The organism is Streptomyces camponoticapitis (assembly GCF_014646115.1).
Taxonomy (GTDB): Bacteria; Actinomycetota; Actinomycetes; order Streptomycetales; family Streptomycetaceae; genus Streptomyces; species Streptomyces camponoticapitis.
Map to the genome: position 1 here is coordinate 152,517 of NZ_BMMV01000007.1, position 12,972 is coordinate 165,488.

The 12,972-nt window shown below is 71.4% G+C and carries 10 protein-coding genes; 3 read left to right on the top strand and 7 right to left on the bottom strand.

Features of this window, described 5'->3' with window-relative positions:
- Nucleotides 1–63 precede the first annotated feature (63 nt).
- Both IEY79_RS13185 and IEY79_RS13190 read right to left on the bottom strand, forming a co-directional pair.
- Nucleotides 64–2,040, bottom strand: a complete 1,977-nt coding sequence (locus IEY79_RS13185) for a purple acid phosphatase family protein (RefSeq protein WP_189107627.1) — start codon at nt 2,038–2,040, stop codon at nt 64–66.
- Nucleotides 2,041–2,207: 167 nt separating this feature from the next.
- Nucleotides 2,208–3,449: a HupE/UreJ family protein gene (locus IEY79_RS13190; RefSeq protein ID WP_189107628.1), complete on the bottom strand. Its 1,242-nt coding sequence runs from the start codon at nt 3,447–3,449 to the stop codon at nt 2,208–2,210.
- Nucleotides 3,450–3,637: 188 nt separating this feature from the next.
- Here IEY79_RS13190 and IEY79_RS13195 point away from each other — a divergent pair, with 188 nt between their 5' ends.
- On the top strand, nt 3,638–4,306 hold the full coding sequence (locus tag IEY79_RS13195; protein WP_189107629.1) for a type 1 periplasmic-binding domain-containing protein: 669 nt from the start codon (nt 3,638–3,640) through the stop codon (nt 4,304–4,306).
- Between the two features lie 67 nt (nt 4,307–4,373).
- On the opposite strand, the gene IEY79_RS13200 is transcribed toward IEY79_RS13195, so the two are convergent.
- From IEY79_RS13200 to glmS, 3 genes are read right to left on the bottom strand one after another with little or no spacing between them, the layout of a single operon-like run.
- A complete protein-coding gene (locus tag IEY79_RS13200; RefSeq protein ID WP_189107630.1) occupies nt 4,374–5,828 on the bottom strand; it encodes an NAD(P)H-hydrate dehydratase in 1,455 nt (484 codons plus the stop codon).
- Between the two features lie 30 nt (nt 5,829–5,858).
- Complete coding sequence (locus IEY79_RS13205) at nt 5,859–6,227, bottom strand: holo-ACP synthase (protein WP_189107817.1); 369 nt, start codon at nt 6,225–6,227, stop codon at nt 5,859–5,861.
- A gap of 43 nt (nt 6,228–6,270) precedes the next feature.
- Nucleotides 6,271–8,118, bottom strand: a complete 1,848-nt coding sequence (glmS, locus tag IEY79_RS13210) for a glutamine--fructose-6-phosphate transaminase (isomerizing) (protein ID WP_189107631.1) — start codon at nt 8,116–8,118, stop codon at nt 6,271–6,273.
- A 175-nt stretch (nt 8,119–8,293) separates the two neighbouring features.
- Between glmS and IEY79_RS13215 the strand changes: the two genes are divergently transcribed.
- Nucleotides 8,294–10,192 (top strand): hypothetical protein, encoded by a 1,899-nt coding sequence (locus tag IEY79_RS13215; RefSeq protein WP_229700843.1) that lies wholly within the window; start codon nt 8,294–8,296, stop codon nt 10,190–10,192.
- A 52-nt stretch (nt 10,193–10,244) separates the two neighbouring features.
- On the opposite strand, the gene IEY79_RS13220 is transcribed toward IEY79_RS13215, so the two are convergent.
- Together IEY79_RS13220 and IEY79_RS13225 are read right to left on the bottom strand one after the other, a co-directional pair.
- Nucleotides 10,245–11,420, bottom strand: a complete 1,176-nt coding sequence (locus IEY79_RS13220; protein WP_189107632.1) for a sensor histidine kinase — start codon at nt 11,418–11,420, stop codon at nt 10,245–10,247.
- Nucleotides 11,417–12,091, bottom strand: coding sequence for a response regulator transcription factor (locus IEY79_RS13225; RefSeq protein ID WP_189107633.1), 675 nt, complete (start codon nt 12,089–12,091; stop codon nt 11,417–11,419). Before IEY79_RS13225 ends, IEY79_RS13220 begins: the two co-directional genes overlap by 4 nt.
- 149 nt (nt 12,092–12,240) lie before the next feature.
- Here IEY79_RS13225 and IEY79_RS13230 point away from each other — a divergent pair, with 149 nt between their 5' ends.
- Nucleotides 12,241–12,951 carry a M15 family metallopeptidase gene (locus IEY79_RS13230; protein WP_229700844.1) on the top strand — a complete coding sequence of 237 codons (711 nt, stop codon included), beginning with the start codon at nt 12,241–12,243 and terminating at the stop codon, nt 12,949–12,951.
- The last annotated feature ends 21 nt before the right edge of the window (nt 12,952–12,972 follow it).

The window sequence follows — 12,972 nt, forward strand, 5'->3', positions numbered from 1 at the left end:
TCTGGAACGGGAGGCGGGGCAGACCACCCGAAGGCGCCTGCCCCGCCAGTGGAGCGGGTCGGATCAGCTGCTCAGGGCAGTGATCGTGAGAGTGGCGCGGTAGCCACCCTTGTCGACGCTGTCCGGGATCTTCAGACCCAGGTCGGCGCCCAGCTTGGCGGTACCCCGGGCGTGGCCCTGCTCGGCCGAACCGAGGCCGCGCGAGACGGAGAGACCGTCACCCTGGTCGTCGTAGCCGGAGGCAACCTTCGCGCCCGCCTTCGACCCCGCGCCGTTCACGAGCACGCGCGGCGTCCAGCCGAGGTAGGAGCCGGAGAACGTCTTGGCGGCGTCCTTGAAGTCGGTCACGTTGGCCGAGATCGACCAGGGAGCGAGCGAACGGCGGCTGTCCGAGACGGCGATCGGGTTGATCTTGCCCGCCGCCTCGAAGTGGGTGCCACCGGTCTCCTTGGCGGTACCGAGGTCCACCAGGCCGTTGTAGCCGTCAATGGTCCAGCCGAACTCGCCGGGCGCGACGTCGGGTACGTCGACCTGGAGGTCCTGGCCGTCACCGTGGAACGGGTGCACCGTGACCTTGTCGACGAGCGAGCCGACCGGCTGGCCCTCGGTCGTGTTGTTGCACCAATTGCCTGTCTCGACGTCCGCGTTCGGAGCGGCACAGGTGCCGCTGCGGACGTTCTCGACGACGAGCTTGTCGTTGCGCACCTGGACCTTGACGTAGGTGCGGACGTGCTCCTGGTTCTGGACGGAGTTGTACCAGTAGCCGTCCGGGTTCAGCGGGTCCGGGCCGTTGCCGGCGCCGCTCGTGCCACTGCTGTCCGGCTTGGTGATGTCGTAGTACTTCGAGCCCGAGGCGGAGTTGCCCGTCACGTACAGGACACCGCCGGGACCGGCGTACACGTCGGAGGCACCGGGCTGCTCGGCCGGGTCCGCCTTCTCGCCGTTCTTGATCAGGTAGCTGCGCGAGTAGCTGTGGTCGTGGCCCTGGAGCACCAGGTCGACGCCGAGCTTGGAGAACGCGGTCGGGAAGTCCGTACGGCGGATCTTGTTGTCGCCGTCCTTGGCGTGGGAGGCCGGCGAGTAGATGGCGTGGTGGTAGGTGAGCACCTTCCACTTGGCCTCGGCACCGTGCTTGTTGATGACGTCGGTGACGTAGGCGAGGTGCGCAGCGTCGCCGCCGCCACCCTGGGCGGTGGCGTAGCTGTTGCTGTTGAGGTCGATGAACAGCACATCCTTGTAGATGTACCAGTAGTCACCGCCGGAGGTGTTGGACGCCGGGTTGCCGTTGGAGTACAGCGGCCCCGAGCGGTCCGTGTTCGGGGTGGAGAAGTGCTGCTCGTACGCCTTGCCGCCCACGTCGTGGTTGCCGATGGTGGCGGCCCAGGGGTACTGGCGCAGCTTGTCGGGTGCCAGGAAGGAGTTCCACTGCGCCTCGTTGTTGGCGCTCTCGACCTGGTCACCGCCCGACACCAGGAGTTCTGCGTTCGGGTTGGCCGCCAGTGAGACGTCCACGGTGTCCTGCCAGCCGGCCTGGTCCTTCGCCAGATCGCCGGACGCGCCGATCTGCGGGTCACCGTAGAACAGGAAGTCGTAGTCGCCCTCGAAGTCCTGCGTCTTGAAGGCGTACGCCTTCGACCAGTCGCCGTCGGTGCCGACGCGGTACGAGTACTGCGTCTGCTCCTTCAGGCCGGTGATCGTGGCGTGCCGGTTGAAGCCGCCGCTCGTGGCGATGTTCGCCCCGCCGATGGCGTCGAAGGTGGCGGCGCCGGCCGGGAATTCACCGTCGGCCAGCTCCGCGGTCGGGGCGACCTGGAGCTTTTGCGCGGTGTCGGCGGAGGAGTACCACGACACCGTGCGCTGGGACTCGTTGGCGCCGACGCCGAGGATGATGCCGGTGAGCGTCGTGGGCTCGGCGGCGCCCGCGGGGGACACCATGCCGCCGCCGAAGGCGACGGCCAAGCCCAGGACTGCCGCTGCGGCCCCGGTGGCCACGCGGCGTCGCGCGGGCCGGGGGGCCCGCGCAGAAGGTCTGATTGTCATTTGTTTACGTTCCTTTTACCCACATGGGTGGATGTATTGGGCATCGATAACTTGGCGGTCGTTGGTGAACCGGAAACGACCACGACCTTCGCACCAGCTGAACTTATGGACTTCCGGGTACTTCTGGACTTTCCACAGAACCCGCGCGGACGCCCTCACCTGCGACGTCAGAGTCCGAACAGCCGTTGTGCGAACCAGATCAACCCCATGACGCACACACCCGCGGAGATGGCGCCGGTCGCCCGGAGAGCGGCCCTCGGCGCACGGTGCCGGAGCACGGCCAGCAGCGGGAACACCAGGGCGATGATCGCCAACTGCACGGCTTCGATACCGACGTTGAACACCAGGAGCGACCAGAGCAGGGTCCACGAGAACGCCTCGTCGATGCCCAGCGCCCCCGCGAAGCCCAACCCGTGCACGAGGCCGAAGCAGAACACCACCGCGAGACGGAGCCGGCCGGCCCGGTCCAGGCCGAGGCGACCGCCTGCGGCCGGCCCGCCGGAGCCGGGTATCGCGCCGGGGCCCAGGTCGAGTTCACCCGCGTGATCGCCGCGCCGCCGGATCCGCCAGAGGTACCAGCCGGCCACCACGGCGATCGACAGAGCGATGACCGGCTCCACGACCCTCGACGGCACATCGACCAGACCGAGCGCGGCGAGCATGAACGTCACCGAGTGCGCCAGGGTGAAACTGGTCGCCGCGAGCACGATCTCGCGCAGCCGCCGGGACCCGGCGATGAGGGCCAGCAGGAACAGGATGTGGTCGATCCCGCCCAGCAGATGCTCGGCGCCCAGGCGGAAGAACTCCCAGAACCGCTCGTACCACGACTGCCCCACGGAGAACGACGGATGACCGGCGTCGAGCGCGGCGCTGCCCGACCGGCCGTCGATCTCGTAGGTGACGATCGTCTTGGTGCCGGTGACAAAGGTCTCCGCGTCGGGGAAGAGCTCGCTGCGCACCTCGCGGTCGCCGCCCTCCCCCGGACAGGTCCAGTCGAGCAGCAGACCGGCGTACGGCACGCCCTCCTGCCGGCCCATCGTGAAGTCCCCGACCCGGGCCGGGGTGCAGGCGGCGCCGCCCGAGGTGACCGAGAAGCGCTCGGTGACGTACGAGAGAGCCGACTTCGCGTGCGTGTTGAGCGCCGCGGCCTGCGCGGCGGTGTCACCGTCCTCGAACGCGGCGTTCCCGGTACGGAAGAGGGGATCGTCCCCCTCGGTGTCGGCGGCGGACACGACGAAGAGGTCGTACTCAAGCTTCAATGCCGTGCGTATATGGCCCTCTTCGCCCGAGGTGACGTCGGCGTAGACGGTCGAGGTGAATCCGTGGGCCTGCGCCGACGGGCCGAGGCTCAGAAGAGCGATCACCGCGGCGGTGATCCCGACGAGGGTGCGGCGGACGTGTCGTGACATGTGACTGGCTCCTTCAGGTTGCCAGTGCACGGTGGACGTCATGGGTGAACACGGACCGGCCGGTCGGCGAATACCGGAAAAACAAGCGCGATGACGACACCTACTGATGAAGCAGTCAGAAGACGGGATAGCAGGATGTAGGCGAACCGTGCACCACCACGTCCCTCACATCTCGGAGGAAGATCGCCTTGCGCTTCCCGCTTCGGGCCGTCGCCGCGCTGGCCGCGACCGCCGCGCTGGTCACCGGATGCAGCTCCGGCGACGACTGGTCCCAACCGCACCCCGAGCCCACCGCCGTCGGCACTCTCGGCGGGGGATTCGTCCCCTCCCCGTCACTGGCTCCGGAGGCGACCGCGACGCCCCGGCCCGGCTCCTGGGACGGCGTCCACCCGTCGGAGGACTACCGCGTGGTGCTGCTCACCACGGGTGACGACCGCCCGACCAGGGCCCTGGTGACGGCGGTCGAGAAGTGGGGCGAGGAGGAGCACGTCGACCTCAGAACGGTCGTCGCGGACAACCCCCACGACTTCATACCCAGCATCACCGAGGCCATGGAGATGCGACCCGACCTCATCGTCAGCGCGGGCAACGACCTCATCGACCCCCTCGCGATGGTCACCCCCAACCACCTCTCGCAGCCGTTCCTCGTGGTGGGGGCGGAGCTGGCCGAGCCCACCGGCAACGTCACGGCGGTCGACTGGTCCGGCGCCTCGTTCCGCGGCGAGGGGCTCGGCGCGTCATCGGCGTACGACCCCGCCTCGTTCACCGCCGAGCGCTGCGCGGCGGCCATCAGGGCCGGCGTCGCGGCCGTGCTCAACGACCTGACCGGGATAGTGATCTGGCTCGACAAGGTCTAGGGCGTGTCCGGCCCTGTCCGGCCCTGGGCCGGTCCGCCGATGGTGAGGAAGGCGATGGCGGCCGGCCTCACTCCCCCGACACCACGTCCCGCCAGGCTCCCCGCAGCCCCGCCGCCACATCCTCCGCGCTCACCGGCGCCCCCCGCGCCGCCGTCCGGGCCGCCAGGCCGTGGAGATACGCGCCCACCGAGCCCGCGTCCCGCGCCGGCAGGCCCGACGCCAGCAGAGACCCCGTCAGGCCCGAGAGGACGTCGCCGCTGCCCGCCGTCGCCAGCCAGGGGGTGCCGGTCGGGTTGACGCGGACCGGGTCCGAGAGGTCCGGGGAGGCGACCAGGGTGGTGGAGCCCTTGAGCAGTACGGTCGCGCCGTACCGCGCCGTCAGTTCCCGTACCGCCGCCAGCCGGCCCGCCTCCACCTCGCCGCGCGGCACTCCCAGCAGCGCCGCCGCCTCCCCCGCGTGCGGGGTGAGCAGCGTCGGGGCCGTACGCGCCCGTACGGCGCCGGCGTCCAGACCGCGCAGGCCGTCCGCGTCGACCAGGACCGGTACGTCGGAGGCAAGGGCGTCCCGTACGCCCGGCTCGTCCCCGAGGCCGGGCCCGACCACCCACGCCTGGACGCGCCCCGCCTTCGCCGGCGGCCCCGCGTGGACCAGGGTCTCGGGGAAGCGGGCGATCACCGCGTCCCCGGCGGGCCCCACGTACCGCACCGCGCCCGCGCCCCCGTGCAGTGCGCCCGCCACCGCGAGCACCGCCGCCCCGGGGTAGCGCGCCGAGCCGGCGACGACACCCACGACACCCCGCCGGTACTTGTCGCTCTCCCCCGTCGGCACCGGCAACAGCCGTGCCACGTCCGCGTGTTGGAGCGCCTCCAGCTCCGGCACCGACGGCAGCACCGAGCCGAGCCCGATGTCGACGAGCCGCGTCGCGCCCGCGTACTCCCGCGCCGGGTCGATCAGATGGCCCGGCTTGTACGTTCCGAACGTCACCGTCGCGTCCGCCCGAAGCGCCTCTCCCACCACCTCACCGCTGTCCGCCTCGACCCCGCTCGGCAGATCGACGGCCACCACCACCGCGCCGGAGCCCCGCGCGGCCCTCGCCACCGGCACCGCGTCGGGCCGCAGTCCGCCGCGGCCGCCGATGCCGGTGATGCCGTCCACGACGAGATCGGCGGCGGCCAGTACGTCGAACGGGTCGGACGAATTGTCGAGGGATCGTCCGCCCGAGCCCAGCAGCGCCGCGAGTCCGCCCGCGTGCGCCCGTTCGGGGGCCAGCAGCACCGCCGCGACCCCGGCCCCGCGCCGCGCGAGAGCGGCCCCGGCGTACAGGGCGTCGCCGCCGTTGTCGCCGCTGCCGACGAGCAGGACGACCCGGGACCCGTACACCCGGCCCCGGCGCCGCAGCAGATCCACGCAGACGGCGGCCAGCCCGGCCGCCGCCCGCCGCATGAGTGCGCCGTCGGGGAGCCGGTCCATCAGCTCCCGTTCGGCGGTCCGTACGGTCTCCACGCTGTACGCGATACGCATGGCATCGAGTCTGCCGCACCGGACACCGGCTCACCCCTCCGCGATCACCACCGCCGACGCGATCCCCGCGTCATGGCTGAGCGACACATGCCAGGTCCGTACGCCCAGTTCCGCCGCGCGCGCGGCCACCGTGCCCCGTACCCGCAGCCGCGGCTGGCCGGTCTCCTCGACGTACACCTCGGCGTCCGTCCAGTGCAGCCCGGCCGGCGCGCCCAGCGCCTTGGCCAGCGCCTCCTTGGCCGCGAAGCGCGCGGCCAGCGAGGCGACGCCGCGCCGTTCCCCGCTGGGCAGCAGCAACTCCCGTTCCGAGAAGAGCCGGTCGGCCATGGCCGGCGTGCGCTCCAGTGACGCCGCGAAGCGTTCGATCTCCGCCACGTCGATCCCCACCCCGATGATCACTGCGGTCCTGCCTCTCACTCCACCGTGTCTCACTCCCGGTGGCTCACTCCACCGTCACGGACTTCGCCAAGTTTCGCGGCTGGTCCACCTCGTTGCCGCGGGCGGTCGCCAGTTCGCACGCGAAGACCTGCAACGGCACCGTCGAGACCAGCGGCTGAAGGAGCGTCGGCGTGACCGGGATCCGGATGAGATGGTCCGCGTACGGCACCACCGCGTCGTCCCCCTCCTCCGCGATGACGATCGTCCGCGCCCCCCGCGCCCGGATCTCCTGGATGTTGGACACGATCTTGTCGTGCAGCACCGAACGCCCGCGCGGCGACGGTACGACGACCACCACCGGCAGGTCCTCCTCGATCAGCGCGATCGGACCGTGCTTCAGCTCACCGGCCGCGAAGCCCTCGGCGTGCATGTACGCCAGTTCCTTCAGCTTCAGCGCGCCTTCCAGGGCCACGGGGTGGCCGACGTGCCGCCCCAGGAAGAGCACCGTCCGCTTGTCGGCGAGTGAGCGCGCCAGCTCCCGTACCGGTTCCATCGTCTCCAGCACGCGCTCGACCTCGTGGGAGATGCGCGACAGTTCGCGGATGACGGCCCGGATCTCGTCGCCGTACTTCGTGCCGCGCAGCTGCCCCAGATACAGGGCGACCAGATAGCAGGCCACGAGCTGCGTCAGGAACGCCTTCGTCGACGCGACCGCGACCTCGGGTCCCGCGTGCGTGTAGAGGACGGCGTCCGACTCCCTCGGGATGGTCGAGCCGTTGGTGTTGCAGATGGCGAGGACCGTGGCGCCCTGGTCGCGCGCGTGCCGCAGTGCCATCAGTGTGTCCATCGTCTCGCCGGACTGGGAGATCGCGATGACGAGGGTGCGGGTGTTCAGGATCGGGTCCCGGTAGCGGAACTCGCTCGCCAGCTCCACCTCGCAGGGGATACGGGTCCAGTGCTCGATGGCGTACTTCGCGATCAGCCCGGCGTGGAAGGCGGTCCCGCACGCCACGATGACGACCTTGTCGGCCGCGCGCAGCACACGGGGCGGGATGCGTACCTCGTCCAGCGTCAGCGAGCCCTCGGCGTTGATGCGGCCGAGGAGGGTGTCGGCGACGGCCTTCGGCTGCTCGGCGATCTCCTTGAGCATGAAGTAGTCGTAGCCGCCCTTCTCGGCGGCCGACGCGTCCCAGTCGATGTGGTACTCGCGCACGTCGGCGTCCGCGCCGTCGAAGTCGGTCACCCGCACGCCGTCCCGGCGCAGCTCCACCACCTGGTCCTGGCCCAGCTCGATCGCGGAGCGCGTATGGGCGATGAACGCGGCGACATCGGAGGCGAGGAAGAACTCGCCGTCGCCCACGCCCACCACGAGCGGCGAGTTGCGGCGGGCGCCGACGACGACGTCCGGCTCGTCCGCGTGCACGGCGACCAGCGTGAACGCGCCCTCCAGCCGCCCGCACACCTGCCGCATCGACTCGGCGAGATCACCGCGGGACGAGAACGCCTCCGCGAGCAGATGCGCCACGACCTCGGTGTCGGTCTCGGACGACATGTCGTGCCCGCGGTCGGTCAGCTCGGTGCGCAGGGCGGCGAAGTTCTCGATGATCCCGTTGTGCACGACGGCGACACGGCCCGCGTTGTCGATGTGCGGATGGGCGTTGATGTCGGTCGGGCCGCCGTGCGTGGCCCACCGGGTGTGGCCGATACCGGTGGTGCCGCTCGGCAACGGCCTCTCCACCAGCGCCTTCTCCAGATTGACGAGCTTGCCCGCCTTCTTCGCCGAGGCCACCTGGCCATCGGCGAGCACCGCGACACCGGCCGAGTCGTACCCCCGGTATTCGAGCCGCTTGAGACCGGCGATGACCACGTCGAGCGCCGACTGTCCACCGACATAACCCACGATTCCACACATGTCCGGCAGCCTACGGCGGGCGGTCGCGAGGTCCCGGGAGCGCTCGCGGGAGACATCCACGAAGCTGGGCCGACCGCCCCCGACCTGGGGCGACCGCCCGGTGCCGCTACTCCATGCGATACGGCTTTGTCACCGAAAGCCTCTGGTGGCGGCCACCTCCCACAGCCTTCAATGGATGACCGTGACGATGACCGCGACGCTGCGCACCTTGATCACCCTGCCGCGGATGCTCCGCCACGGCGCGGCCGTCGGCGCGCATCTGCCCCCCGACGCGTCCGTCGTCCTCGACCCGCCGACGCCGGAGCTGCGGACCGCGCTCACCGCCGCGTACGCGGGTGATCACGCCCCGGCCAGGGACCTGCTCGCGGCCACCCGCCTCGGCGCCGAGTGGGAAAGGCGCGGCGGATACGTACCCCGGCTGGCCGAGAGCGCGCTGCACAGCCCGGGCTGGCTGGACGCGTGGCTCGCCGAGTCGCCGCGGGATCCCGACGCCCTGCTGGTGAAGGCGGAGCACCGCGTCCAGCAGGCGTGGGAGATACGGACGGGCGCCCGCGCGAGCGACGTCTCGCCCGACCAGTTCCGGGCGTTCTTCGCCCTGCTCGACGACGCGGTCCCGGTGATCAGCGCGGCGACCGAGCTGAATCCCACCGACCCCGTGCCGTGGCAGGTCGCGCTCACCCACGCGCGCGGCAGCCAGGCGCCGCGCGCGGTCTTCGACGCGTACTGGGCGGAGGCCACCGCCCGCGCGCCGCACCACTACGGCTGCCATCTCTCGGCGCTCCAGTACCTGTGCGACAAGTGGTACGGCTCGCACGAGGAGATGTTCGACTTCGCCGAGCGCGCGGCGGCCGAGGCCCTGCCGGGCTCGAAGCTCAACGCGCTGCCGCTGCTGGCGGCCGTCGAGTACGACGTGGTGGCCGACGGCGCCCCGTCGGAGGGCGGCGGCCCGATCGACCGGTCCCGGATCCACGCGGCGCTGAGGCGCGCGCAGGAGCTGTCGGACGCGTACCCCCATGACGACCCGGAGGTGGCCGGGGTCCGCAATCACCTGGCGCTGATGCTGATCCTGGCGGACCGGCACGGGGAGGCGCTGGAACAGTTCCGGGCGGTGGGGGTGCACGCGACGGAGTACCCGTGGGCGTATCTCGGGGACGCGCGGGGGGAGTTCCTGGACTTCCGGGCGGGCGTGCGGATGCAGGTGGCGGCGCGGGTGCCGTTCTTCTCCCGTCCGAAGCCGTACGAGTCGCAGGCCGGCCCTTCCGCCGTCTCCCCCTCCTCCCCTTCCGTCCCGTACTGTCTGGCGCTGGTCGCGGCCCCGCCGCACGCCGTCGTGGACGCGGCGCTGATGTGCGGCGTCCCGCTGCGGATAGCCCCGGCGCCCGGAAGGTCCTCGTACGTCGAACTCGCCGCCGACCCCGATCCGGGCGTCCGCGCCACGCTCCTCGGCGAGGACCGGCTCACGTCGGCGGCCGACAACATCACCACCGGCGAACCGTGGCCGGCCCTGATCCTGCGCCGGACGGGCGACCGCTGGGGCTTCACGCTGCTCCAGGGGGGCAAGAAGGTCGCCGACCACAACTGGGACCCGGCGGCGCCGGTCCCGGACCACGCGACGGTCACGGCCACGGCGGCCGCACTCGCGGAGGCGTACGGCGTCAAGGACACCCGCCCGCTCACCAACCTGCTCCGCGGCTCCGACGCCCCGGCCCGCCGCCAGTCGGCCCTGGTCGCGGCGCTCGGACTCCCGCCGATCCCGCCGGGGTTCGGCACCCGCGACGAAATCCTCACCACCCTCCCCGACGCCCAGATCCTGGCCCGCCGCGGCTTCCTGGCGGGCATCCTCGACACCCTCTCCGGCGACCCGGCGGGCCGCCCACCGCTCCCCCGCCGGCGCCGCTGGTGGGCCCTGCGCATCACGGCCCTGCTGCTGTTCACACCGGTGACGGCGTACGCCTGGTGGTCCCCGGACATCGGCTGGCTCCGCGCCTCGCTCTCGACGATCGCGACGTGCTACGTCGCGGGGCAGCTGGCGGGGGCGTGGCGACGCCGGCGGGGGCGGGTCGGGAAGGGCTGAGGCTCACACGGAGGACCGAAGCACGCGCGGACGAGCGGTCACCGGCAATCGGTCACCGACCAGCCCGCGCCGGCAGCGACACCCTCGCGGTCAGACCGCCCTCGGGATTGGCGGCCAGGTGGAGTTCGCCCTCGTGCACACTCACGATGCTCGCGACGATCGAGAGCCCCAGGCCGTGCCCCCGCCGTTCCGAGCCTGAGGCGGCGGTACGGCCCTCGCCCCGCAGGAACGGCTCCGTGAACGAGCCGATGGACCCGGGCAGGACCGGGCCCGTGTTGCTGATGGTCAGCAGGAAGCGGCCCCGGTCGTCGGGATCGACCCCCACCGTCACGGTGACCGACCCGCCGGTGGTGAGGTTGTGCCGCAGGGCGTTCTGGAGCAGGTTGACCGTCATCTGGCGCAGGAGTACGGGGTTTCCGCTGACCGGGGCGGGGCCGTACCGGCTGTGCACGGCGATGCCGTGGGTGCCGGCCTCCTCGGCGACGAGGGCGACGGCCTCGGCCGTCGTGTCGGCCAGGTCCACCGGTTCGGTGTCCGGCCGGACGTGGCCGAGCGTCGCCAACTCCAGCAGCGCGTCGACGATTTCAATGCCGCGTCTGTTGGTCTCCCGCAGCCGGGAGACGAGTTGACGGTAGTCCTGGCCGTCAGGATCGGCCGCGGCCACGTCGAGCATCGTGTGGGTGATGGCGAGCGGGGTGCGCAACTCGTGCGATGCGTTCGCCGCGAAGCGCTGCTGGGACTCGAAGGACTGCTGCAAGCGCCCGAGCATATGGTCGAAGGCGTCCGACAGGTCGGTGAACTCGTCGCGCCTGCCGGGCAGGGCGATGCGGTGTTCCAGCGAGCCCTCCGCCGCCCGGTTCGCCGCCCGGGTGATCGCCCGCAGGGGACTCAGCACCCGGCCCGCGATCAGCCAGCCGCCCGTCAGACCGATGACCGCGAGGAGCAGCAGGGCGTATCCCGACGCCCGCAACAGCGTGTCCAGGATCTGCCCGCGAGTGGCGACGACCGGCGACTCCCTGGGGTTCGCGGCGGTCAGCGGGTAGCTGGGGATGAAGCGCAGGGCGAGATAGATGATCGTCAGGGTGCAGGCCCCGGCCACGACCAGGAACAGGGCGTACGTGAGGGTGAGCCGCCACCGCGCCGTCGGGCGCCAGGTGCGGGCCGCGGGCGCCTGAGGCACGAAGGGGGCGGCGGGAAACGGGGCCGGGCGATGCGCCGTGCCGCTCATCGCGCCGGGTCCACGTCGTCGAGGCGGTAGCCGACCCCCGGCACCGTGAGGATGGCCCGCGGATCACCGAGGCGCTTGCGCAGCGTCGAGATGGTGATGCGCACCGCGTTGGTGAAGGGGTCGGCGTTCTCGTCCCAGGCACGTTCCAGCAGGGTCTCCGCGCTGACGACTCCGCCCCTGGCGGTCAGCAGGATTTCCAGAACGGCGAACTGCTTGCGGGTGACGGATATATGGCGTCCCGAACGGAACACCTCTCGCCGGAACGGGTCCAGACGAATTCCCGCGTATTCGAGAACGGGCTGTCTGCCGACCCGAGTTCGACGGGCGAGTGAGCGGATACGCACGACAAGTTCCCGCAATTCGAAAGGCTTCGTGAGGTAATCGTCGGCGCCCAGCGCGAAGCCGTCGACCTTCTCCTGGAGGCGGCGGGCCGCGGTCAGCATCAGCACCGGGCACCCCAGCTGCCGCTCGACGATGAGACGGCACACGTCGTCCCCGTGGGTGCCGGGGATGTCGCGGTCCAGGACCACCACGTCGTATTCGTTGACGTCCAGCCGTTCCAGGGCGGAATCGCCGTCCCCGACGATGTCCGAGGCGATCGCCTCAAGCCGCAGTCCCGCGCGAACCGCCTCGGCGAGGTACAACTCGTCCTCGACCACCAGAACACGCATACGGCCCTTCCCTTCTCGTGTTAGTCCGCCCGCCGCGGGCCGTTTCAGCGTACTGCGGGGCCTGCCACCCCCTCATGGAACTCCCGCGGGCATATCGCCGGCGTATCGGAAATCCGAGACGGCCCCGAAACACCGCCTCTGCTGCACTGGTGGCATTCCCAGACATCCCGGAGGGCACCATGCAGCGCATTTTCCGCGACGAGACTCAGCACACGGCCGGTTCCACCGCCGGGCCCGAGCCCGGACATCGCCGGCACCGCTCCTGGCTGGTCGGCGGGGCCGGTGCGCTGCTGGTCCTCCTGGTGACGGGCGGTACGGCCATGCACACCGCGCTCACGTCCTCGCCCTCCGTGGCGGACGCCGGACCGGCACAGCGGCCGACAGGCTCCACGCAGAACACGCGGAACATGCCGCACACCGGCGCCGAGGACGACGGCGACATCCCCGACGACCGCACCGTCACTCCCTACGACACCCACTACTCCGCCGTCTCACGCCTCGATCCGGCACTCCTGAAGGCCGTACGGAAGGCGGACGCCGACGCGAAGGGCGCGGGGATCACCTTCCGTGTCACATCGGGCTGGCGCAGCCGCGCCCACCAGCAGCGGCTGCTGGACGTGGCGGTCGAGGAGCACGGGAGCCTCCGGGCGGCCAGGCAACTCGTCAGCACCCCCGAGAAGTCGATGCACGTCCGGGGCAAGGCCATCGACATCGGCCCCACCGACGCGGCCGACTGGCTCGTCCAGCACGGGGCGGACTACGGCCTGTGCCAGGTGTACGCCAACGAGATGTGGCACTTCGAACTCCTCACCTCCCCCGGCGGCACCTGCCCGCCCCTCTCGGCCGACGCCGCGGGCTAGGGTCCGTCGTTTGGATCTCGC

Coding starts and splice junctions, on each gene's coding strand:
- IEY79_RS13185 (WP_189107627.1), bottom strand. CDS start 2,040: ATGACAATCAGACCTTCTGCGCGGGCCCCCCGGCCCGCGCGACGCCGC.
- IEY79_RS13190 (WP_189107628.1), bottom strand. CDS start 3,449: ATGTCACGACACGTCCGCCGCACCCTCGTCGGGATCACCGCCGCGGTG.
- IEY79_RS13200 (WP_189107630.1), bottom strand. CDS start 5,828: ATGCGTATCGCGTACAGCGTGGAGACCGTACGGACCGCCGAACGGGAG.
- glmS (WP_189107631.1), bottom strand. CDS start 8,118: ATGTGTGGAATCGTGGGTTATGTCGGTGGACAGTCGGCGCTCGACGTG.
- IEY79_RS13215 (WP_229700843.1), top strand. CDS start 8,294: ATGACCGTGACGATGACCGCGACGCTGCGCACCTTGATCACCCTGCCG.
- IEY79_RS13220 (WP_189107632.1), bottom strand. CDS start 11,420: ATGAGCGGCACGGCGCATCGCCCGGCCCCGTTTCCCGCCGCCCCCTTC.
- IEY79_RS13225 (WP_189107633.1), bottom strand. CDS start 12,091: ATGCGTGTTCTGGTGGTCGAGGACGAGTTGTACCTCGCCGAGGCGGTT.